Genomic DNA, 21,294 nt, shown 5'->3' with positions numbered 1-21,294 from the left:
GGTGATCGACATGCTGAAGGATCTGGTGGTTCATCTCGACGGGTCGGCCGCCGACACGGTCACGCTGGCCCATGCAGAGGCGTTGGCGGCGCGTTTCGAGGCGCATCTCGTCGGCCTCTACACCAATATTTTCCAGACGAGGTTCATGCCGGCCGACCTTGGCGGCGGAACGTCGGCCGACATCATCGCCGATCTTCTCGCGCAGGCTCGCCAACTGGGCGACGAAAGCGAACATCGCCTGCGCGAGCGCTTCGCCAACCTTGGCGTGGCCAGCGACCTGCGCCGTTCCGACGGTTCTGAAGGCGACTTGGTGCAGGCGATCGCCCATGCGGCTCGCGGGCACGATCTCTTCGTGGCGCTGCGGCCCTACGGAGTCGATGGCAATCGCTGGCCGGAGCTGGTCGAGGCCGCGTTGTTCGCCGGCGGGCGCGGCGTCTATCTGGTCCCGCCGGAGATGGCGAAGCCGGGCAAGCTGGAGACGGTGCTGATCGCCTGGCGCGACACCTTCGAGTCGACGCGGGCAATCGCCGAGGCCATGCCGTTTCTCAAGCGCGCCGCCACGGTTGTCCTGGCCGCCGTCGCGGACACCGAGGAAACCGGCGGCGAACCGGGCGAGGGCGTCGAGGAAATGGCGCGTCACCTCAAGCGGCACGGCTTGGCGGTGGAGCATCGCTGCGTGCGGCGCGAGGGCCGCATCTCCGACGTCATCCTGAAGGAATGCGGCGCGACGGGCGCGGGACCTTCTGGTCATGGGCGGCTACGGCCATACCCGGCTGCGCGAATGGATCCTCGGAGGCACCACCCGAAGCATCCTGGCCCAGGCCCCGCTTCCGGTCTTGATGGCTCACTGAATCCGGGTGAGGCTGCGGCGCATCAGCCGTGCTGCAAATGATGGCGCCTGCGCGGCTGCGGTTTGACAGGCGCGGCGGGCGGACGATAGTCGGGAGCGTCACTGTCCGGGATTTCCATTGCGCGCTCCAATTTCACTTCGGCTGAGGTCTCTGATCTGCCGCTCGGTCATCGCCGGCCTGACGGTGCTGTCTTTGACCGCCTGTCAAAGCGCATCGGGACCGACCGAGGTTCTGCAGATCCCCTCCGTCACGGCCTTGGCCGCGACCGAGCCGCCGAGCCGGATCCTGTCGGGCGAGGTCGAAAAGCGGGCGCCGGCCGCCATCGTCATCGACGCCGCCACCGGCCGGGTGCTCTATGCCGAGGAGGCCGATGCGCTGCGCTATCCGGCGTCGCTCTCCAAGCTGATGACGCTCTATCTCACCTTCGAGCAGATTCAGGCTGGGCGGCTGTCGCTGGACGATGATCTGCTGGTCTCTGCGGAGGCCGCCTCCAAACCGCCTGCAAAGCTCGGCCTGACCGCGGGCTCGACGATCCGCGTGCGCGACGCCATCCAGGCCTTGGCGGTCAAGTCGGCCAACGACGTCGCGAGCGTCATCGCGGAAAATCTCGCCGGCTCCGACGAGGCCTTTGCCCGCGCCATGACGGCCAAGGCGAAGGCGCTTGGCATGAGCCGCACCAATTTCGTCAATCCATCGGGGCTGCCGGACCCCCGGCAGATTTCCACCGCCCGCGACATCGCCCTTCTGGCCCGCGCGGTTCGCTCGCACTTTCCCCAGTTCACGCCGCTCTTCGCCGAGTCCGGTTTCGACTACGGCGGCAAGCACTACAAGGCGACCAACCATCTCCTGGGCAAGGTGCCCGGCGTCGACGGCATGAAGACCGGCTATATCCGCGACTCCGGCTTCCACCTGGTTGCGACCTGCCGCCGCGGCTCCAAGCGCGTCATCGTCGTCGTCCTGGGCGGCAAGACGGCGCGCGCCCGCGACGAAGAGGTCGTCGCGCTGATCGACCGCTATCTCTGACGGATCGATGACGCGCTGAAGCCGGTGCCGGCTGCACCCGCCGCTGTTGCATGATTGTCACATCGACCCGCTAGAAGGCCCCCGTACGACAGAGATCCCGTCGGACTTTCGGAGAGGCAATCATGAACAAGCTGGTAGCACTGGGGCTGGCTTCGGCGCTGATGACGACTGCGGCATACGCCCAGGACATCGCGCAGCAGGACAGCCAATGGTATAAGGATGCGCAGACCAAGATCCAGGAGATGGTCGCGCGGCAGCCGAACACCAATCGGGCCAAGAACGTCATCCTTCTGATCGCCGACGGCATGGGCATCGGCACCAACTATGCCATTCGCCTCTATGACGGCCAGCAGAAGGGCATGATGGGCGAGGAGAACGTCCTGCCTTACGAGGCGTTTCCGAATCTGGCGCTGGTCAAGACCTACAACATCAACGCCCAGACGCCCGATTCCGCCCCGACCGCGGGCTCGATGAACACCGGCGTCAAGCAGCAGTTCAATCTGATCAACCTCAACGAGAACGCTCGCTGGGACGACTGCTCGACAGTCGCCGGCAACGAGCTGACCACCTTCGCCGAGATGATGTCGGAAGAGGGCAAGTCGGTCGGCGTCGTCACCACCGCGCGCATCACCCACGCCACCCCGGCCGCCGTCTACGCCAAGACCGCCAACCGCGATTGGGAAGACAAGGTGTCCGAGGGCTGCACCGCTCAGAAAGACATCGCTAGCCAGCTCGTCGACGCGATGAAGTCCGGCGAGATCGACCTCGCCATGGGCGGCGGCCGCGAATACTTCGTCCCCAAGGGCACCACTCTCGCGGATCAGGAGCAGACCGAAGGCCATCGCCCCGACAGCACCAACCTGATCGAGGATGCGGAGGCTGCCGGCATCCAGTACGCCTGGAACACCGAGACGGCCAAGCAGCTGAAGCTCGACGGCGAGACGCCGGTCCTGGCGCTCTTCGAAGACAGCCACATGAAATACGAGGCCGACCGGACCGACGAGGACGAGCCGTCGCTCACCGAGATGACCCGGATGGCGATCGAATACCTCCAGAACAACAGCGAGAACGGCTATTACCTGGAGATCGAGTCGGGCCGCGTCGACCACGCCAACCACGACGGCAATGCCTACCGGACCGTCACCGACGGCGTCGAGTTCGCCAAGGCCGTCGCCATGGCCGACGAGATGACCGACGACGAGGACACCCTCATCATCGTCACCGCCGACCACGAGCATTCGATCGCCCTCAACGGCTATTGCGGCCGCGGCTCGCCGATCCTCGGCCTGTGCTACGAGGTCGATACCACCAAGATCGAACATGCGGACACGCCGAACCTCGGCTCCGACGGCAAGCCTTACACGGTCATCGGCTATCTGAACGGTCCCGGCTCGGTCCTGATCGAGCAGGAGGGCGGCGCCTATTCGGGCGAGCGGCCGGACCTCACCCAGGAAGAAGCCGAGGACACCGAATATCTGCAGCAGTCGCTGATCCCGATGAGCTCGGAAAGCCATTCGGGCGAGGACGTCGCGGTCTGGGCCAAGGGGCCGTGGTCGCATCTCTTCGACGGCGTCATCGAGCAGAACTACATCTTCCACGTGATGGATTATGCGGTGAGCGCCGGACAGACCGGCTCGAACTGAGGCCGGAGATGGCGGGCCCGGTGGTCGCCGGGCCTGCAAACTTTCATCGACACCGCGTCCTGGAGGGCGCGGTGTCGGCATGGGAACTCCGTCTCAAGGAAGGACCACGATGCGACGTCGCGACTTCCTCCTCGCCGCAGGTGTCGGCGCACTCTGTCCCAGCCTCGCCCACGCCGACGATCCGGTGCGGATGCGCGATCTCTACAACAAGGATCTTTCCTTTTCGGATTACGCGCAAAAGATGGAGGGCCAGCGGATTGCCGTGCAAGGCTTCATGGCGCCGCCGCTGCTTGCGGAATCGAGCTTTTTCGTCCTGACGAAGCGGCCGATGGCCGTCTGCCCGTTCTGTGAGTCGGAGGCCCAGTGGCCGGACGACATCCTGGCCATCTATACCAAGCGGGTCGTCGACGTGGTGCCGTTCAACGTGAAGATCGTCACGCGCGGCCGCCTCGCTTTGGGGCGGTTCAAGGACTCCGAGACAGGCTTCGTCAGCCGGGTTCGTCTCGAGGATGCAGGCTACGAGCGGAGCTGAGTGCAATGGTTCTGCCCCTGCGGGTTGAGGGACTCATAGTTCGCAGTCCGCGTGGACGGGCGATCCTGACTGTCGATCATCTTGCCGTCCAACCGGGCGTCTGTCTCGGCATCCGCGGGCCGTCGGGCGCCGGCAAGTCGACTCTCCTCTTTACCTTGGCGGGCCTGATTCCACGCGCCGAAGGGGCGGTCCACTGGGGCGAGACCGAGCTTATCGGCCTGGGTGAATCCAAGCGCACTGCCTTTCGTCGCAACCATGTCGGTCTGATCTTCCAGGATTTTCTGTTGTTCGAGGAACTGGGACCCCGTGCCAACGCGGCCATTGCCGCCGCCTTCTCGCCGTCGCACGAGCGGGCGCCGATCGGCCGGCGCGCCGGCGAAGTGCTGGCGCGACTGGCGCTCGACGTCGAGGAGCGGCGGACCGTGCGCAGCTTTTCTGGCGGTGAGCGGCAGCGGGTGGCCGTGGCGCGCGCCCTGGTGCACGACCCCGACATCATCCTCGCTGATGAGCCCACCGCAAGTCTCGACCGCGCCAGCGCGGACCGGCTGGTCGACGATCTGGCCGTGCTCGTGCGCGAGACGGGAAAGACGCTGATCGCCGTTAGCCACGACGCTCATCTCCACGCCCGCATGGACCGGATCGTCGACGTCGTCGACGGCCGATTGCAAGGAGAGGAAGAGTGGGGTGCCTGAGGCGGTGATGCTGTGGTGGGAAGCCTTGTCGCCGACCGTGCAGGACGCGATCTGGCTGATCCTTCTGCTGTTGCCGGCCATCGTGGTCGGCGTCGTCGTGGTCGGCGGCTACCGTCCGTTCGGTCTCGCCGGTGCGATGCTGTGGCGGTTTCGCTGGCCGAGCCTGCTGTTTGCCGCTTTGATCGCGGTTTCGGTCGGAATTGGCGTCGGTCTCGTCTCGCAGGAAAGGGCGCTGCGCCAGGGCACGGCGCGCGCGGCCGAAAAGTTCGAGCTCATCGTCGCGGCTCCCGGCAGCGAGATCACCATGTTGCTGGCCGCCGTCTACCTGCAGCCGAGCGACGTGCCGTTGTTGTCCGGGCAGGTCTATGACGAGATCGCCCGTCACGAGCATGTGGAGATCGCGGCGCCGATCGCCTTCGGCGACTCGCTCAACGGCGCGCCGGTGGTCGGCACCACGGCGGAGTTCATCACGCACCTTGCCGGCGATCTCGCCGAAGGACGGCCGTTTACGGCGCCGCGCGAAGCGATCGCGGGCGCATCGGCACCGGTCGGGCTCGGCGACGTCTTCACGCCGCAGCACGGCGTGGGCGGCGAGGGGGAAGAACACAAAGGTTACGAGTTCACCGTTGTCGGTCGGATGTCGGCCACTGGCAGCCCCTGGGATCGCGCGGTTCTGGTGCCGGTCGAGGCGGTCTGGCAGGTGCACGGGCTGGCCGACGGCCATGCGCCGGCACGGTCCGGCCAGCTCGGTCCGCCCTTCGATCCGGACTATTTTCCCGGTACCCCGGCCGTGCTGGTGCGCGCCGACGAACTGTGGGCCAATTACGCGCTCCAATCGGAATTCACCCGCTCCAACACCATGGCGTTCTTTCCGGGCGCCGTGCTGGCCCGGCTTCACAGCCTGCTGGGCGACGTCCGGCAGGTCATGTCGGTGCTCGCCGTCGTCACCGAGATCCTGGTGGCGGCGGGCGTGCTGACGGGCCTCGTCATCATCACCCAGCTGTTCTCCCGGCAACTGGCGTTGTTGCGGGCGCTCGGCGCGCCGCGGCGCTTCGTCTTCGCCGTGGTCTGGTGTTTCGCCGCCGCCCTGATCGCCGGCGGTGCCGCGCTCGGCATCGGTGTCGGCGCGCTGGCGACGCGACTGATCTCCGACGTCGTCACGGCGCGCACCGATATTTTGGTCTCGGCAACGCTTGGCTGGCGCGAATTTCACCTGGTGGCCGCCTTCGTCAGCATCACCGTGATGATGGCATTGGTGCCGGCAGCCGTAGTGCTGGCGCGTCCGGTGGTCTCCGACCTGAGAAGCTGATCGGCAGCGAAGGAGTGGTCCGATGTCTCGAAACTCGTCTCTCGCCCTTATTCTGGCGTGTCTTTCGGTCGCCTGGCCCGCTCTGGCGGAGGACGATCATCATGACGACGATCATCATGTCAGCGAGCTTGACGGCGTCCGCGTGATCCATGCCTGGACCCGCGCGACGTCGGCGCGCACGACGGAGGTGTTCTTCGACGTCCAGAACCGCAGCGATGCCGATGTGGCGCTGACAGGGGGCGAGAGCGGCATCGCCGAAATGGTTTCGCTCGTCGGATTCACGATGAGCGGAGAGGGCGAGGGTACCTACGAGACGCTGCCGTCCGTGCCGATCAAGGCCGGCGGCACGATGAAGCTCGCGCCGAACGGTCTGGCCCTCCAACTCGGCGGTCTGAAGCAAGCCCTCCGGCAGGGCGACGAGATCGAGATCGAGGTCATCTTCGACATTGGACATATGGACGTGCATGTCGAGGTCGAGGCCGCAGACGCCACCCAGCATAGTCACGCCGGCCACAATCATTGATCGCCATCGCCGTGCCGGCCGGTTGCGATGCCGGCTATTCGACGGATCGTCCGGCGGATTGCTCCTGTCGAGCCGTGGGAGCCAGCTTCCGTAGCAGGTGTTGGCGCACGGACGGGGCGTCCCAGTCGACCGGCCCCGCCCAGCGCTCTTCGATGCTTCGATCGGGGCCTAGAAGGATCGTCGTCGGGTAGCCGAAGATACGAAACGTGGAGCCGGGATTGCCGGCCGTCACCTGCCAAGAGGTCAGGCGTTCGACGCCGACATCGTCGAGAAACATCGCCACTTTGTCGTAAGGCGGTGCGTCGACGGAGACCACGATCAGCCGATCCTTCGCCCCGGCCTCGTCGAGCGTTGCGGAAAATCGGTCGAGCGCCGGCAGTTCGACGCGGCAGGGCATGCACCACGTCGCCCAGAGATGCAGGATGATCGGCGCATCCGGCAGCAACGCGTCGAAGGAGACGTCCTGCCCAGCCGCATTCGACACGCGCAAGGTGCCGGATCCGGCCGGCACCTCGTCGTCGGCCCACGATGGCGACGGGGCGACCACAGCCGTGATGATCGCGGCCGCCAGCAGTCGTTTCACCGTCGTCACCAGCATCCCGAGACCCTCTTTGGAATTAGCTGAATTTAAGATAAGCTTCCGTAAATAAAGAAAAAATCGATTTGAGTCGCGCGTCGCCCCCTTCCACAGGCGCGCCATCGCGATAAATGTATCGCAGACACACTTTTCAAAAGATGCGGAACTTTCGCAATGGTCATCAAGGATAATGCGGAGGCCGTTCGCAATCGCGCCTATGCGATTTGGGAGCGAGAAGGGTGCCCGAGCGGTCGCGAGCACGAACATTGGGCGGAGGCGGCCCGCGAAATCGACGCGGAAGCACGCCTGGCCGAACAGGAAGAGGTCCGCCGCGAGGTGGTTCAGCCCTGGAGCGCCGGTCCGTCGAACGAGCGGGAAGCCGAGCGGATGAGGCGGGCACTCTGGGAGCCGCAGCCGCACTGCGTCGAGCTTTTTCCGGGCGAGCCTCGCTACGGCAGCGACCGGCAATCCATTCACGCTCGGTCCTCAGATCGGGTTGCCGGACGGCGTTCGGCGGCCTGATGGCGATTTCGGAGCCGGCTTCGGTCGGCCCCGGCCTTTACCGGGGGCCACGATTCGGGCCCCGGTGGAAGGATTGCAAGTGTTGACGTTAACGCGTTGTCAGATGGGAGGTAATGGCATGACGGTGAAGCATCTTCCCAGCACGCGCTTGGGCCAATCGCCGGATGTATCGGTCGTCGAAGCGATGGAGATCGCATGGGTCGATATCGAAGCCGGCAGGATCACGGTGGTCGACGAGCGCCGGCAATTCGTCTCCGTGGATGTTCCCGAAGGATTTTTCCGTCGCTCGATTCCGGCCTGCGGCGATTTTCTGGTGCGCTACAGCGACGGATACGTGTCCCACGCGTCTGTCGGAAGCAAGCTTATGACGAGGCATGCCGCGCGGCTGGCCGCGCGCAAGCGGATCGGCGCTGCTGCGTGAGCGTTCATCATATGATGGCACGGCAGCGGCCGGCGGTGATGACCGCAGGCCGTGCCGCCGCTGACGTCAACGGCTGACGCGCAGGTTCGACAACGAGTCCGCGATCGCTTCGAAGTCTTCCGCCAGATCGGCGGAGGTCGGCGAATCGAAGAAGTAGCTCGGCTGTGTTGCGCACCCTTGCAGCAGTCCTTTGGTGGTGTTGTCCGGATCGCCGAACGCTACCGTGTAGACGATGATGCCGGCATTCTTCATGGCCGTGCAGATGCTGCTCAAATCGGCGTCGAAGGCCTTGACCATGGCTGAACTCGCGGACGCGCTTGAGGCAACTGTGATCTCGAGGCGTCGATTCTCGTATTGACTGCACCGGGTTTCTGTTTGGCCGTTCGACTTGGTTCGCGTCGTATACTCCGTGCAGGTCCAGTCGTCCTCGTTACTCTTGTCGGTCTCGCCAAAGGCGGTTCGTGACGACGGCATGGTATTATCGCCGTCTGTCATGATGATAGCCGCCTTGACCATGTTGTCTGTGCCGTAGTCGAGCGGCAGGGCGTCGGTATCCATGCTGCCGCCCCACTCTCCGCGCCAGCGTGGGGAGAGCAGGCGCCAGCCCCAGGCGGCGCCGAGATTGATGTGGGTATAACCGGCGGCGTCGAGATTGTTGATGGCGGTCGTCAGCGTCGATTTCGTCGAGGTGAGCGGCGTAATCGCATTCGGGCAGTTCGAGCCGCTATATTTCGTGAAAGGCGCTTCGCTCGGCGGGTCGTCGGTGATCGACAGGTGATCGTAGCGCGCGTCCACGCACCCCGACCAGCTTCCGCCGCTCGACGCCAGCCAGTCCGTGTGCGACGTACCGACATTGACCGTCTGCGAAAATGGTACGATGCCGACGAACAAGTTGTCGACGCTCGTGTTCGAGCCGAACAAAATATTCATGAGGTCGTTCGCTGCGGTCTTCAGGCCGCTCAGCTTGCCGTTGCTGTCCATCGAGCCGGTGACGTCGAGGACCAGCGCCAGCTCCATGCCTGTCGTCGCCTTGGTAATCTCCGTCTGGGCGGTCGCAGTGATCTTGTCATATCCGAACAGGCTCATGAAGACGGTCGGCGCCTCGACCTGGGCTGTCAGGGTCATGACGTCGCCATTGGCGCTCTTCGTCGGAACGAAGGAAACGATCTCGGCGCCGACATAGCCCCTGACGAAGTTGGCCTCGGTGAACTTCCGGGCTTCCGTCGTGAAATCGGTGGTGTTCAGCTTGGCGGCTGCCGACAGGCCGGCCGCATCGATCGCCGACTGCAGGGTCGACTGCATCAAGGCCATGCGGGCCCCGTCCACCGCACAGCCGATGGCGCCGATCAACGCCAGGCTGCTGATGGCGATGATCGGCAGGACGCTGCCGCCGTCGCCGCGAAATGAGCTGCTCGGCGTCGCGCCCGGAGCGTGCCGGGACATGTCTGGCCGGCAGCGCCGCGCGAGGGTTCCGACGCGTCGGAGGATGTCGTGGAACAAGGGGGTCGAACCGTTCATGATTGACCTCAGCATCCCGGCGCTGTCGTCAACGCGCCGAGACGCGGTCGAAAGACGGCGGTTTTGTAGATCGTGGTGTCCTCGATCGGCAGCCAGCTCAGAACGGGCGTGTATTCGTAGAAGACTTCGGCGACGATGACGTCGTCGTCCTCGTCGATCGTCAGATTCCCCGGCAGCGTCGCCGTTTGTCCCACTTGGCCGATCGCACTCATCTGCGTGAAGTCGCCGCCGCCGCTGCACTGCCATTCCACCGTGGGATCCGTCTGATCTTCCTCGAGGGCGACCGATGAAAGAATGATGTAGCCGTTGTCGCTGAAGTCGTCCTTACCCATGACCTGGGCGGACAGATCGAAGATCGCATCGACCAGTTCAGCATTGACGGTGTCTTCGCGGGCAATGGCGTCCGTGACGGTCGTCGCCATCTGGGCCGCCTGGTAATGGGCGACCACGAAGCGGCTGATCTCGACGGTGCCGCACAACATGGTGAGCAGCATCGGCGCCGCCAGCGCCATCTCAACCGCCGCGACGCCCGACCGGCTGGCCAGCGCCGGCAGCACCGAGCGGCGAAGTCGAGACAACAGGGTTTTACGGCATGCGCGAAGAAACTCGGCCGCGATGTTGTTTGCCATGTGAGATTTGCGGGTACCGATCATCGCTCTACGACCAAGGCTCGTTCTGGACGATCGCCGTGGCGGTGAGCGTCAGCACGCCGTCCGTCCCCATCAGATCGCCAATCAACGGCGTGAAGAATGTCCAGGGATAGGTCACGGTATAGACGACCACCGAATCGGCGTCGCCAATGCCGACGGTGGCGCCGTCATATTGGCCGTTTCCGTTGACGTCGGTGTAGTTCTCGCCGTCGTCGCGCACACCGTTTTCGTTGGCGTCGACGAAGGGTTCCGGTGCCGACAGCGTATCGAAGCCGTCATAGGATTTGCTGTCGATGTCGATCTTGCTGGTGTCCATCAGGATGCCAGCCTGTTCCTCGATGATCTGACGCACCAGTTCGTCGCGCGTCGTTTCCGATGTCGAATAGCCCGTGCGCCCGGTCCGCGAGGCCGTGTAGGTCGCATGCTTGAGCATCACGTCCGCCGTCAGCACCAGACCGCCCTCGATCGTCCCCATGAGCAACATGAACAACACAGGAGCGACAAACGCGAACTCGATGGCGGTGACGCCGCTTTCGTCACGGAAATTTCGCCGCGTTCGCTGACCCCAACGAGACGAACCCGCCGCCTTCGAAGGGCGACGGGCACTTGCGGTCGGGGATCGGCGGCCAAACGCCGCCCGGACTGCGCGCAGGTCGAGATGCATCATCAGAAGAGCTTATCGTCCAGCCGTTAACAGTCGCCCTATCGCTTTCCTACAAGTCGAGCGATCGGACGCCATCGTCCCCTGGCGCCGCCTATAGTCGGGAGACGGAGAGGTCGCGCCATTGCGATAAGAACAAACGGCGCTATTTGCTTGCAGCGTCGCCTTGATTGCGGATAACGTGGTTAATGAGGCGGCTTGTTCAAAAAGGCAGCGCCTCTCATTTTCGACTGCCTTGACACGGGGGAAGGCATGACGGTCGCCGACCACGATAAGATCAGCAAGCGCGCATACGAGATTTGGGAACAGGAAGGACGTCCGCACGGCCGGGATCAGGAACACTGGGACCGGGCGCGGACGGACGTGCAGGGCGCATCCGCCCCGGCAAGCGAGCCGGCACCGGTGCTGAACGGTACGGCCGGCGCGGCGGCGCCCGCGGTCAAGAAAACGCGCAAGAGGGCTGCGGCCAAGCCGACCGAGGGCGTTTCGAGCGTCGCGGCGAAAGCTGTGAAAGCGGCCGCGAAGAAGGTCAAGGCCGTGCCCGCTGCCAGCGATGACGCGTCGACGTCCGCCGCCCCGGCCAAGCGCACGCGCACGTCGGTGAAAAAGCCCAAGACCACCGAGTAGTTTGTTTGTAGCTGTGGCGCGGCTTCTGGGCCACGAAGGCCCGATCCTCACCATTCATCGAAGCTCGGCGGGCTGATCGGCGGACTTCGTCGTCGGCCTGGCATTCGGCTTGGTATGGTGTCTGAGTCTCCTGCTCGCGGCCATCCGCGTGGCATCTCATGCGCACATGGCCGCCGACGCTTTTACAGAGCTTGGGTACGAAGTGGCTCGTCGGCGGTGCGCGCCTGCATGGCGGCCTCGGCGAACACTTGGCCGACGCCGATGAGCAGTGGCCGGCCATAGCCGATCCTGTCGACCAGATCACCCAGGTCCGACAGACGGCCGGCATCGCGCGTTTCGTCCTCGCGCGACAGGTTGGCGGCGATCGCTACGGGCGTATCGGCCGGCAACCCTTCGGCCATCAGCCGCGCCGCGATCGCTCCGGCCATGCGCGCGCCCATGTAGAAGATGGTGGTGGCGCGCGGCTCGGCGAGCGCCTGCCAATCGAGGTCGCCCGGCAAACCGCCGCTCTTCGAATGACCGGTCACGAAGCGCACCTGGCTGGCGTGGTCGCGATGCGTCAGCGAGACGCCGAAGGCCGAGGCGAGCGCCGAGGCGGCGGTGATGCCCGGCACGATGGCGGTCGGGATGCCGGCGCGCTTCAGTTCGGCGAGTTCCTCGCCGGCCCGGCCGAAGACGGAGACGTCGCCGGACTTCAGGCGAACCACATGTTTGCCCGCCTTGGCGAAGCGGATCATCATCGCATTGATGTCCTCCTGGCGGCAGCTTTCCCGCGCCGCCCGCTTGCCGACCAGCATCCGTTTGGCCTCGCGCCGCGCCAATTCGAGGATTTCGTCGGAGACGAGGTCGTCGAACAGGATGACGTCGGCCGCCTGCAATGCGCGCATGGCTTTCAGCGTCAGCAGTTCCGCTTCGCCCGGTCCGGCCCCCACCAGGGTGACGCGGCCCCCCGCTTTCGGAGAACGGGCCAGATCCTGGACGAGACGATGGGCGGCATCCTCGGCGAGGTGTCCCGGCGCCTTGGCGGTGAAGGCCCAATCGGCGAAGCGTTCCCAGAAGGCGCGGCGTGGACCGCCTGGCGTCAGGCGGTCCATCACCTCTGCGCGAATGGCGCTCGCCAGCCTTGCCCAGTCGGCGAGGGCGGGCGGGAGCAGGGTCTCGATGCGGCGGCGGATGGCCTGTCCCAGAATGGGCGCGGCGCCATCGGTGGAAATGCCGACGACCACCGGAGATCGATTGACGATCGAGCCGAACCGGAAGTCGCAGAACGCCGGCCGGTCGATGACGTTGACGGGGACGCCTGCCGTCCGGGCCGCCGCGGCGAAGGCGGCGGCCTCATCCTCGTCTTCGCAGTCGCCGATCGCGATCGCCGCGCCACTGAAGACATCCGCATCCCAGTCTCGGTTCATGGGTTCGATCGCGCCGGCCACCGGAGTGCTGGCGAGGAGCGCCTGCATCTCGTCGGACAAGGCGTCGGCGGACGCATAGAGGGCCACATGCGCGCCGGCGACTGCCAGCAGTTCGGCTTTCCAGGCCGCGGCCGCCGAGCCTCCTGCCACCACCACGCGCTTGCCGATAAGATCGTAGAACACCGGCAGGGACGCGAGCGCCGTCATATGCGGCGCGCGGGCACGGGCCTCCTGGGCTTCGCGAAGCCGCAGCGCACGGCTGTGGAATTGGGGGTCGACCATCGAGCAGTCCCTGGATCGGTTGTCGTCGCGTTCGAGCGGCGCAGCTTGGATGGAGCCGCCATTGCCTGGTTTTTCGCAGACTTTTCGCGACCGTCGTCCAAGGATGTCGACGGCCCGGCATCGAAACAAGAACGGAAGTTGCGCCGCAGGGGCCGTGCGGGAAATGTTCGTTCGTAAATGCCGCGACGCCGAGAGTCGCCGGCTCTCCAGCCGTCGCCGCGGGGGCGACGGCGCGGCAGGGGCTTGAATAGCGCCATAACATTAGATATTTCTAATGTAAGAAACGCGCAGGGGGCCGCAGGTACCAGCCGCGTGACCCAGTCTTAATAGATCGGCGGGATTCAGCATGTCAGTTCGTTCTCTCATAGCTGCGGTCGTGATGGTCTTCACGGTCGCTCCCGCGCTCGCCACGGAATACCTCGTAGAGCCGACCAAGGTGGTCGAGACAAAGGCGGTCTTCGGCCAGGTCAAGAGCCGCACCGTGGTGCCGGCACGCGCGCGCATCGGCGGAACGGTGCGCGAAATCACGGTGGACGAGGGCGCCCAGGTGACGGAAGGCCAGGTGATCGCGGTCGTCGTGGACGACAAGCTGGCGATCCAGCGTCGGGCCGCCGCCGCCCAGGTTCAGGCGGTCCGCTCCCAGCTCGACAATGCGCAGACCGAACTGGAGCGTGCTGGTGAACTGCTGGCGCGGGGCACCGGCCCGCAGAGCCGGGTCGATCAGGCGCAGACCCAGGTCCAGGTCTACACCAACCAGCTCGCCGCTGCCGAGGCCGAGCAGGCGGTCATCGAGCAGCAAGCCAAGGAGGGCAGCGTTCTCGCCCCGGCCAACGGCCGCGTTCTCGACGTGCCGGTGACGCCCGGCTCGGTCGTCTTGGCGGGCGAGGAGATCGCCAGCATTGCCGGTGGCGGCTACTTCCTGCGCCTGTCTCTGCCCGAGAGACACGCGGCCGCCATTCGCGAGGGCGACACCGTGGCCGTGGGCCAGCGGACCCTGTCGAGTGGCGGCCGCGAAGAGACGATGGAAACGCGCGATGGCCGGCTCGCGAAGGTCTATCCGGAGATCAGTGGCGGCCGTGTCGAGGCCGATGTCGAAGTGGAGGGCCTTGGCGACTATTTCGTCGGCGAGCGCACCCTCGTCTGGATCCCGGTCGGCCGCCGCTCCGTCATCGCGATCCCGCCGGAAGCCGTGAAAACTCACCATGGCATCGATACCGTCCGATTGACCAGCGGGCAGGGGGCCGCCGAGGTTCCCGTCGTGCTCGGCGAAACGATGCAGACCCAGGAGGGCGGGCGTATCGAAGTGCTGACCGGACTTGTCGCCGGCGACACGATACTCTTGCCTTGAACGTCGACCGGGCCGACTGGTCCGATCCGTTTCAGTCCTCACCGGCTTCCTGGGGAAAGCAGTAGACCGCCTGCAGCGTCTGGATGACCTGCAGCACCTCGGGCTGGGCGATGTGGTAGAAGACGGATGTGCCTTCGCGACGCGACGCCACCAGTCCGTCGAGCCTCAGTCGCATCAGATGCTGTGACATCGGGGCCTGATCGATACCGCCCAACTCTTCCCGCAACTGCCCCACGGATTTTTCGCCGTGACCCAGGGCGCACAGCACGAGCAGCCGGTGCGGATGCGACAGACTTCGCATCAAGCTCGCGGCCCGCTCGGAGGCTGGGATCAGGCTCTTTACATTCATAATTTCTAATTTATAATATTCGAATATACAGCGCAACCAAGAACGCCGTGCTCGATCTCCCGGGCATCGAGACGCCGAAAGACAACCACATGGACACGGCGGATTAGCCCGCCACCCCGATCAACTTTGGAGCAAAGCACATGACCGTCGATCGCGCCGTGCTGGCCCTGGCCGGCACCATCACCCTTCTATCGCTGGCGCTGGGCTATGTTCTCTCGCCTTACTGGTATCTCCTGACGGTGTTCGTTGGCGCCAACCAGATCCAGGCGGCGTTCACCGGCTTTTGCCCGGCTGCCCTCATCTTCAAGAAGCTCGGCGTGAAGCCGGGCGTCGCCTTTTCCTGATTGAGACCGCCGGCCTTGCGTCGCGCGGGCCGGCAGCTGCCGTCTATCCCGGGTCGATCATGCCATATGCCATCCAGCGGGTCCGGCCTCGGTCCGCGCTCGCCGTCGGTTCCGCGCGGGAAGGGAGCCTGACTAGCTTCCCGCCGCATTATATCGGCGCCGATGAGCGCGCCGGTCGCAAGAGCGACGTCATGCCGCCGCGCCTGACCGGCACTCTCGTGACAGGATCGGACCGAGGCAAGGGCTGCGGGGGCATGCCGTCATGAAGCTCGGACTGGCCGGTCGGCTGACCCATGCCTTCATCGCCTCGCCGCTGACACCGCTTCTCTTGATCGCGTCCTTTGCGTTCGGGCTGATTGCGCTGGTCCTGCTACCGCGCGAGGAGGAACCGCAAATCTCGGTGCCGATGGTCGACATACAGGTCGAGGCCGACGGGTTGAAGGCCGAGGATGTCGTCAAGCTCGTCACCGAACCTCTGGAAACCATCGTCAAGAGCATCGACGGCGTCGAGCACGTCTACTCGCAAACCGAGGACGACGGCGCCATGGTGACGGCGCGCTTCCTCGTCGGCACCAATGCCGACGCCGCGATTCTGCGCGTGCACGAAAAGATCCGCGCCAACATGGACCGCATTCCGGTCGGCATCCCCGAGCCTTTGATCGTCGGCCGCGGCATCGACGACGTCGCCATCGTCGTCGTCACCCTGACGGCCGAGGATGGCGAGGCGGGCCATTGGTCGGCCAGCGACCTGACGCGGCTCGCCCGCGAACTGCAGGTCGAACTGGTCAAGCTGCCGGATATCGGGCTCACCTATCTGGTCGGTCAGCAGCCCGAGGAAATCCGAATCGAGCCGGACCCCGAGCGCCTTTCGCTCTACGGCATCACGCTGGAACAACTGACCGGCAAAATCGCCGGCGCCAACCGCTCGTTCCAGGTCGGGCGCATTCGCGACGAGGGCGCGCAGCGCGTTCTGGTCGGCGGCCAGACACTGCAATCCATGCCGGAGATCGGCAATCTGCTGCTCACCGCGCGCGACGAGCGGCCGGTCTATGTGCGCGACATCGCCACGATCACGCTCGCCACCGATCCCAACGAGACGCGCGTCGGCGCCGTCACCAAGACCGAGGACGGTCTCGTGCGCTCGCCTGCCGTTTCGCTCGCCCTCGCCAAGCGGCCCGGCACCAACGCGGTGGTCATCGCCGACGAGATCCTCGAACGGCTCGACGAGCTCAAGGGCGAGATGATCCCTGAAGGCGTGCAGCTGTCGGTCACCCGCAATTATGGCGAGTCGGCCAACGAAAAGGCGAACGAGCTTCTGTTCCACCTCGGCCTCGCCACGATCTCGATCGTCGTCCTGGTGGTGATCGCGATCGGCTGGCGCGAGGCGATCGTGGTGGCGGTCGTCATCCCGACGACCATTCTGCTGACGCTCTTCGCCTCGTGGCTGATGGGCTACACGCTCAATCGGGTGAGCCTGTTCGCCCTGATCTTCTCGATCGGCATTCTGGTCGACGACGCGATCGTGGTGATCGAGAACATCGCCCGGCATTGGGCGATGCACGACAAGCGATCGCGCCGGCAGGCGGCGATCGAGGCGGTCGCCGAGGTGGGCAATCCGACGATCGTGGCGACGCTGACGGTGGTCGCCGCGCTTCTGCCGATGCTGTTCGTGTCGGGCATGATGGGCCCCTACATGAGCCCGATCCCGGCCAACGCCTCGGCCGCGATGATCTTTTCGTTCTTCGTCGCCGTCATGCTGACGCCCTGGCTGATGGTCCGGGTCGGCGGTCATGGAGAGGAGGCCGCCGGCGCAGAAGGGGATGGCCATATCGGGACGCTCGGCCACGTCTACATGGCGGTGGCGCGCCCGGTGCTGCTGTCGCGCTGGCGTGCCTGGATCTTTTTGATCCTCGTCGGGATCGCCACCATTGCCTCTTTGGCGCTGTTCTACACCAAGGACGTGACGGTCAAGCTCCTGCCGTTCGACAACAAGACCGAATTGCAGGTGGTCGTCGACCTGCCCGAGGGGTCGTCGGTCGAAGCGACCGATCGTGTGCTGCACCAGGTGGTGGAACGGCTGGAACCGATCGCCGAGATCACCTCGTTCCAGACTTATGCGGGCACAGCCGCGCCCTTCGACTTCAACGGTCTGGTGCGTCATTATTACATCCGCTCGCGGCCCGAGATGGGCGACGTGCAGGTCAACCTTCTGCCGAAGGGCGATCGGGATCGTGCCAGCCATGCGGTCGCTCTCGACATGCGCGAACGGCTGACGGGCCTGGATCTGCCCGAGGGCACGGCGATCAAGGTGGTCGAGCCGCCGCCGGGGCCTCCGGTGCTCTCGACGCTGCTCGCCGAGATCTACGGTCCGGATGGAAAGACCCGCCGCGCGGTGGCCGCCAAGGTGCGTGAGGCCTTCCAGGCGGTGCCGTACGTGGTCGACGCCGACGATTCGTTCGGCGTCCAGGCCGAGCGGGTGCGCCTGCGCATCGACCAGGACAATCTCGAATATTACAAGGTCGAGCAGTCCGACGTGTACGATACGATCAGCGCGCTCTATTCCGGCACCACCGTCGGCTATTCGCACCGCGGCGACGGCCGTCATCCGATTCCGATCCGCATCGCGCTTGCCAAGGGCGACAAAGTGCTGGACGAGGCGGCGCTGACCACGCCGATACCAGCCAATGCGCTGCCCGGCGTCCGCTCCGTGGTCGAACTCGGCGACGTCGTGTCGGCGCGGCGCGAACCCGCCTCCTATCCGATCTTCCGCCACAACGGCCGGGACGCCGAAATGGTGACCGGCGATCTTGCGGGCGAATTCGAGGCGCCGGTCTACGGCATGGTCGCGGTGGCCGACGTGCTCGATCGGATCGACTGGGGCGACGTGCCGAAGCCGACGATCAGGCTGCACGGCCAGCCGAACGACGAGTCGCGCCCGACGCTGCTGTGGGACGGCGAATGGGAAGTGACCTGGGTCACCTTCCGCGACATGGGCGCAGCCTTCATGGTGGCGATCCTCGGCATCTACATCCTGGTGGTTGCCCAGTTCGGCTCGTTCAAGCTGCCGCTGGTCATCCTGACGCCGATCCCGCTCACCTTCATCGGCATCATGATCGGGCACTGGCTGTTCCATGCGCCGTTCACCGCCACCTCGATGATCGGCTTCATCGCGCTCGCTGGCATCATCGTGCGCAACTCGATCCTCCTGGTCGATTTCATCCGGCATTCGAGCGCGAAGGACCGGCCGCTGATCGACGTTCTGCTGGAGGCGGGCGCCATCCGCTTCAAGCCGATCCTCTTGACCGCCATCGCCGCGATGATCGGCGCGGCGGTGATCCTCGCCGACCCGATCTTCCAGGGCCTGGCGATCTCGCTGCTGTTCGGCCTGGCGTCCTCGACGGCGCTCACCGTCCTGGTGATCCCGGCGATCTACGTGGCGCTGGGACGGGGGCGGAAACAAGAGGGCTGATCCCTCCACCGATCACGATGGCGGCGGCCCCGCCAATGAGGGGCCACCCGCGCGACCATGATCGGTTTGCCGCTGCGGAAACCACGGCTATGATGCCACCTGGGCGTGTGGAGGTGTGGAGCCGATGGCAGACAAACCGGATCCTCATGACTTCTCGGAGATCGAGAGCGCGCTGAACACCGCGTCCGCTCAGGTCGGCGCACTGTGGATCGGCTTTCTGACGATCCTGACCTATCTCTTCATCGCCGTCGGTTCGGTGACGCATCGCGACCTGCTGCTGGAATCGCCGATCGGTCTGCCGATTCTCGACGTCGAATTGCCGCTCAAGGGCTTCTTCTTCGCCGCACCGCTCTTTTTCCTGGTCAACTATTTCTACATTCTCGTCCGACTGTTGATCCTGTCGGGCAAGGCGGCGACCTACAACAGCGAAATCAGGACGGCATTCCCGCTCGCCGCTGACCGCAGGGTGGCCCGCCAGAGGATCGACGGCTTTCTGGTCACCCAATTGCTCTGCGGCTTCCACGACGGCAACAGACCAGGCATTGCCTGGCTGATCCGCGCCGCCGCGCTCATGACGACGGTGGCGCTGCCGATCGTCCTGCTGCTCTTCGTCCAGCTCAGCTTTCTACCGTATCACGACCCGATGCTGACATGGTTCCACCGGGGTTGCGTGGTGGCGGGCCTGTCGCTGATCGTGGGGTTCTGGCCGCCGATCATGACGCCGGCCGGCTTCGAGGGTGGGATAGGGGGCGCCCGCCTGCGCGACCTCTGGCCGAAGGTGCGGCAGCAGGAGGCGGGGGAGACCGGTACGAACAGTGATCCGACGCCGCTGGACAGCCCATCGGCTGGCCGCACGGCAGGGCAGGGTGGCGCTTGGACGGGGCTGCGTATCCTCGGACACGTCTTCGCCGCCGGTCGGCGTGCCGTGCTCCGGCTCATCCGCCGGTTTCTGCCGTTTCTGGTCTGGTCGGGGCGCGAGACCGACCGCGAAGCCATCGGCAGACTGGCGGCCGTGGCGATCTCGTTGTTCGCCATCTTGATCGCGACCTACCCGGGCGAGTGGATCGATGACAATCTCGCCCGGCGCCTTGCCGATCATGTGCGGTTACCGAACCGCTCGCTGGCGCTGGTACCGGCCTCCGAGGCTTTGTTCGAGGGTAGGGTCGACCTCGTTCGCGGCGGCACGCAAAGTTGGTTCGCCAATCGCTTGGTTCTGCCGGACGTCGATATCGTCGACGAGACACGTGACAACTTCGATACCCAGGCTGTCAGCCGCAGTTTGCGTGGCAGAGACTTCCGCAACGCCATCTTCATGCACGGTGACTTTCGAAAGGTCGATTTCACTGGGGCAGACCTGTCGAATGCCGTGCTGGCTCGAGGACGGTTCGATAATGCGCGATTTGGCTGTGACAGCATGGATGGAGCGGAAGCCAACTATATTCCCGGATTGCTCCTATCGATGCATATGTCGCCGCATCTGCTCGGCCTGACCTGCACGAATCTGGCGCACGCGATCATGCCGCTGGCGGAATTGCGCGAAGCCGATCTTCGCGGAGCCCAGCTATTCGATGCTTGGCTCGCCGGGGCCGAACTTCAGGAGGCTTCCCTGGACTGGGCGGATCTCCAGGGAGCAACCGTGTCTTTGGCATTCTTCCAGGGGGCCAGCCTCTATGGCGCTAAGCTTCAAGGGGCATTCCTGAAGCGCGCTCACTTGGAGGCGAGCGACCTGACCGGTGCCGTCCTTCATGGCGCGGTGCTCGCGGAGACTCATCTCGAAGGAGCCAAACTCCATAACGCCCAACTGCAGGGTGGCGACCTGGCTCGAGCCCAGATGCAGGGCGCCGACCTGTCCGATGTACAGCTTCAAGGCGCCAATCTCGTCGCGGCAGAATTCCGAGGCGTTAATCTGAAGGGGGCCTATGTCTGGCGGGCGCGGGGGCGTTCCAGCCCAAATGCCACGACGCAACAGCCGGCCGCTGACGCGCTTCATGATTTGGACGCGTGCGCGCAATGGCGGTCTTCAGCCGATCCTTCTGGTTCATCGGCCTCGGTGGAAGGGCTCGCGCCCGACGTTGCGGCCAAGGTGACCGGGGCGTGGCTGGAACGTGTTCGCGCAGGATCGTTGCGGAACGGCGTGGCGAAACGCCTTGCCCCCTTGACCAAGCCTGCGGATCCTGATCTCGCCACCGAAGAGGCGGCGGCGCCCTTCGAAAAATCACTCGGCCCGTCGCTGAGCGAGAAGCAATATCACCGCGTCGCCGTCGATGAGATCCTGCGCGCTGCCTGTAAGTCCTCCGGCGCCCCTTACGTGGCTCGCGGTATTCTGGCTTACCGCACACCCGGCGAGTTCGGCGATCAGGCGGCCCGCATCGTTGCGGCGTTTCGCGACGCCGAAAGCTGTGCAGGAGCCGAGGGGCTGATCGAAGGCGACTGGGACTATTCCGATTGGACCGACATTGAACTCCCGGCATCGACGTCGGCGCCAGGACAGGCAGCGGCTCCTTGATCATCGCTCCGGCCGTTTGACTTCGGGCATCGTCGGCG

Annotated in this window: 20 protein-coding genes; 14 read left to right on the top strand and 6 right to left on the bottom strand. The window is 65.1% G+C overall.

Annotated elements, in window-relative coordinates:
• Positions 1–10 precede the first annotated feature (10 nt).
• From SMD10_RS20190 to SMD10_RS20160, 7 genes are all read left to right on the top strand, one after another.
• Positions 11–892 carry a universal stress protein gene (locus tag SMD10_RS20190; RefSeq protein ID WP_331687537.1) on the top strand — a complete coding sequence of 294 codons (882 nt, stop codon included), beginning with the start codon at positions 11–13 and terminating at the stop codon, positions 890–892.
• A gap of 76 nt (positions 893–968) precedes the next feature.
• Positions 969–1,874, top strand: a complete 906-nt coding sequence (locus SMD10_RS20185) for a D-alanyl-D-alanine carboxypeptidase family protein (protein ID WP_331687536.1) — start codon at positions 969–971, stop codon at positions 1,872–1,874.
• Between the two features lie 122 nt (positions 1,875–1,996).
• Complete coding sequence (locus SMD10_RS20180) at positions 1,997–3,517, top strand: alkaline phosphatase (protein ID WP_331687535.1); 1,521 nt, start codon at positions 1,997–1,999, stop codon at positions 3,515–3,517.
• A gap of 109 nt (positions 3,518–3,626) precedes the next feature.
• Entirely contained in the window at positions 3,627–4,049 is a 423-nt protein-coding gene (locus SMD10_RS20175; RefSeq protein ID WP_331687534.1) for a hypothetical protein, read from the top strand.
• 5 nt (positions 4,050–4,054) lie between these two features.
• Positions 4,055–4,741: an ABC transporter ATP-binding protein gene (locus tag SMD10_RS20170; RefSeq protein WP_331687533.1), complete on the top strand. Its 687-nt coding sequence runs from the start codon at positions 4,055–4,057 to the stop codon at positions 4,739–4,741.
• Positions 4,734–6,050, top strand: a complete 1,317-nt coding sequence (locus SMD10_RS20165) for an ABC transporter permease (protein ID WP_331687532.1) — start codon at positions 4,734–4,736, stop codon at positions 6,048–6,050. The genes SMD10_RS20170 and SMD10_RS20165 overlap by 8 nt, the downstream gene beginning before the upstream one ends.
• Positions 6,051–6,072: 22 nt before the next feature.
• Positions 6,073–6,573, top strand: a complete 501-nt coding sequence (locus SMD10_RS20160; protein WP_331687531.1) for a copper chaperone PCu(A)C — start codon at positions 6,073–6,075, stop codon at positions 6,571–6,573.
• 34 nt (positions 6,574–6,607) lie between these two features.
• Here SMD10_RS20160 and SMD10_RS20155 read toward each other — a convergent pair whose 3' ends face one another.
• Positions 6,608–7,171 (bottom strand): TlpA family protein disulfide reductase, encoded by a 564-nt coding sequence (locus SMD10_RS20155; protein WP_331687544.1) that lies wholly within the window; start codon positions 7,169–7,171, stop codon positions 6,608–6,610.
• A 153-nt stretch (positions 7,172–7,324) separates the two neighbouring features.
• On the opposite strand from SMD10_RS20155, the gene SMD10_RS20150 reads away from it, so the two are divergent.
• Positions 7,325–7,672, top strand: a complete 348-nt coding sequence (locus SMD10_RS20150; protein ID WP_331687530.1) for a DUF2934 domain-containing protein — start codon at positions 7,325–7,327, stop codon at positions 7,670–7,672.
• A gap of 73 nt (positions 7,673–7,745) precedes the next feature.
• On the top strand, positions 7,746–8,093 hold the full coding sequence (locus tag SMD10_RS20145) for a hypothetical protein (RefSeq protein ID WP_331687529.1): 348 nt from the start codon (positions 7,746–7,748) through the stop codon (positions 8,091–8,093).
• Positions 8,094–8,159: 66 nt separating this feature from the next.
• Here SMD10_RS20145 and SMD10_RS20140 read toward each other — a convergent pair whose 3' ends face one another.
• From SMD10_RS20140 to SMD10_RS20130, 3 genes are all read right to left on the bottom strand, one after another.
• Positions 8,160–9,611, bottom strand: coding sequence for a pilus assembly protein TadG-related protein (locus tag SMD10_RS20140; protein WP_331687528.1), 1,452 nt, complete (start codon positions 9,609–9,611; stop codon positions 8,160–8,162).
• An 8-nt stretch (positions 9,612–9,619) separates the two neighbouring features.
• Positions 9,620–10,189, bottom strand: coding sequence for a TadE/TadG family type IV pilus assembly protein (locus tag SMD10_RS20135; protein WP_331687527.1), 570 nt, complete (start codon positions 10,187–10,189; stop codon positions 9,620–9,622).
• 79 nt (positions 10,190–10,268) lie between these two features.
• On the bottom strand, positions 10,269–10,778 hold the full coding sequence (locus SMD10_RS20130) for a TadE/TadG family type IV pilus assembly protein (protein WP_331687543.1): 510 nt from the start codon (positions 10,776–10,778) through the stop codon (positions 10,269–10,271).
• A gap of 396 nt (positions 10,779–11,174) precedes the next feature.
• Here SMD10_RS20130 and SMD10_RS20125 point away from each other — a divergent pair, with 396 nt between their 5' ends.
• Positions 11,175–11,549, top strand: coding sequence for a DUF2934 domain-containing protein (locus tag SMD10_RS20125; RefSeq protein WP_331687526.1), 375 nt, complete (start codon positions 11,175–11,177; stop codon positions 11,547–11,549).
• A 182-nt stretch (positions 11,550–11,731) separates the two neighbouring features.
• Here the strand turns inward: SMD10_RS20125 and cysG are convergent, their stop codons facing one another.
• Positions 11,732–13,165, bottom strand: a complete 1,434-nt coding sequence (gene cysG, locus SMD10_RS20120) for a siroheme synthase CysG (RefSeq protein WP_331687542.1) — start codon at positions 13,163–13,165, stop codon at positions 11,732–11,734.
• 421 nt (positions 13,166–13,586) lie between these two features.
• Here cysG and SMD10_RS20115 point away from each other — a divergent pair, with 421 nt between their 5' ends.
• Positions 13,587–14,588, top strand: coding sequence for an efflux RND transporter periplasmic adaptor subunit (locus SMD10_RS20115; RefSeq protein ID WP_331687525.1), 1,002 nt, complete (start codon positions 13,587–13,589; stop codon positions 14,586–14,588).
• Positions 14,589–14,619: 31 nt separating this feature from the next.
• Here SMD10_RS20115 and SMD10_RS20110 read toward each other — a convergent pair whose 3' ends face one another.
• On the bottom strand, positions 14,620–14,889 hold the full coding sequence (locus SMD10_RS20110) for an ArsR/SmtB family transcription factor (RefSeq protein ID WP_331687524.1): 270 nt from the start codon (positions 14,887–14,889) through the stop codon (positions 14,620–14,622).
• A gap of 188 nt (positions 14,890–15,077) precedes the next feature.
• Here SMD10_RS20110 and SMD10_RS20105 point away from each other — a divergent pair, with 188 nt between their 5' ends.
• From SMD10_RS20105 to SMD10_RS20095, 3 genes are all read left to right on the top strand, one after another.
• On the top strand, positions 15,078–15,281 hold the full coding sequence (locus SMD10_RS20105) for a YgaP family membrane protein (protein WP_331687523.1): 204 nt from the start codon (positions 15,078–15,080) through the stop codon (positions 15,279–15,281).
• A gap of 262 nt (positions 15,282–15,543) precedes the next feature.
• Positions 15,544–18,750, top strand: a complete 3,207-nt coding sequence (locus tag SMD10_RS20100; RefSeq protein WP_331687522.1) for an efflux RND transporter permease subunit — start codon at positions 15,544–15,546, stop codon at positions 18,748–18,750.
• A gap of 391 nt (positions 18,751–19,141) precedes the next feature.
• Positions 19,142–21,256 (top strand): pentapeptide repeat-containing protein, encoded by a 2,115-nt coding sequence (locus tag SMD10_RS20095; protein WP_331687521.1) that lies wholly within the window; start codon positions 19,142–19,144, stop codon positions 21,254–21,256.
• Positions 21,257–21,294 lie beyond the last annotated feature (38 nt).

The sequence above is a fragment of the Consotaella aegiceratis genome, from assembly GCF_036541425.1.
Classification (GTDB): Bacteria; Pseudomonadota; Alphaproteobacteria; order Rhizobiales; family Rhizobiaceae; genus Consotaella; species Consotaella aegiceratis.
Note: the sequence above shows the minus strand (reverse complement) of the source record. Positions and strands in the feature narration are given on the sequence as shown.

Coding starts and splice junctions, on each gene's coding strand:
- SMD10_RS20170 (WP_331687533.1), top strand. CDS start 4,055: ATGGTTCTGCCCCTGCGGGTTGAGGGACTCATAGTTCGCAGTCCGCGT.
- SMD10_RS20180 (WP_331687535.1), top strand. CDS start 1,997: ATGAACAAGCTGGTAGCACTGGGGCTGGCTTCGGCGCTGATGACGACT.
- SMD10_RS20160 (WP_331687531.1), top strand. CDS start 6,073: ATGTCTCGAAACTCGTCTCTCGCCCTTATTCTGGCGTGTCTTTCGGTC.
- SMD10_RS20115 (WP_331687525.1), top strand. CDS start 13,587: ATGTCAGTTCGTTCTCTCATAGCTGCGGTCGTGATGGTCTTCACGGTC.
- SMD10_RS20140 (WP_331687528.1), bottom strand. CDS start 9,611: ATGAACGGTTCGACCCCCTTGTTCCACGACATCCTCCGACGCGTCGGA.
- SMD10_RS20105 (WP_331687523.1), top strand. CDS start 15,078: ATGACCGTCGATCGCGCCGTGCTGGCCCTGGCCGGCACCATCACCCTT.
- cysG (WP_331687542.1), bottom strand. CDS start 13,165: ATGACGGCGCTCGCGTCCCTGCCGGTGTTCTACGATCTTATCGGCAAG.
- SMD10_RS20190 (WP_331687537.1), top strand. CDS start 11: ATGCTGAAGGATCTGGTGGTTCATCTCGACGGGTCGGCCGCCGACACG.
- SMD10_RS20150 (WP_331687530.1), top strand. CDS start 7,325: ATGGTCATCAAGGATAATGCGGAGGCCGTTCGCAATCGCGCCTATGCG.
- SMD10_RS20110 (WP_331687524.1), bottom strand. CDS start 14,889: ATGCGAAGTCTGTCGCATCCGCACCGGCTGCTCGTGCTGTGCGCCCTG.
- SMD10_RS20125 (WP_331687526.1), top strand. CDS start 11,175: ATGACGGTCGCCGACCACGATAAGATCAGCAAGCGCGCATACGAGATT.
- SMD10_RS20100 (WP_331687522.1), top strand. CDS start 15,544: ATGAAGCTCGGACTGGCCGGTCGGCTGACCCATGCCTTCATCGCCTCG.
- SMD10_RS20155 (WP_331687544.1), bottom strand. CDS start 7,171: ATGCTGGTGACGACGGTGAAACGACTGCTGGCGGCCGCGATCATCACG.
- SMD10_RS20175 (WP_331687534.1), top strand. CDS start 3,627: ATGCGACGTCGCGACTTCCTCCTCGCCGCAGGTGTCGGCGCACTCTGT.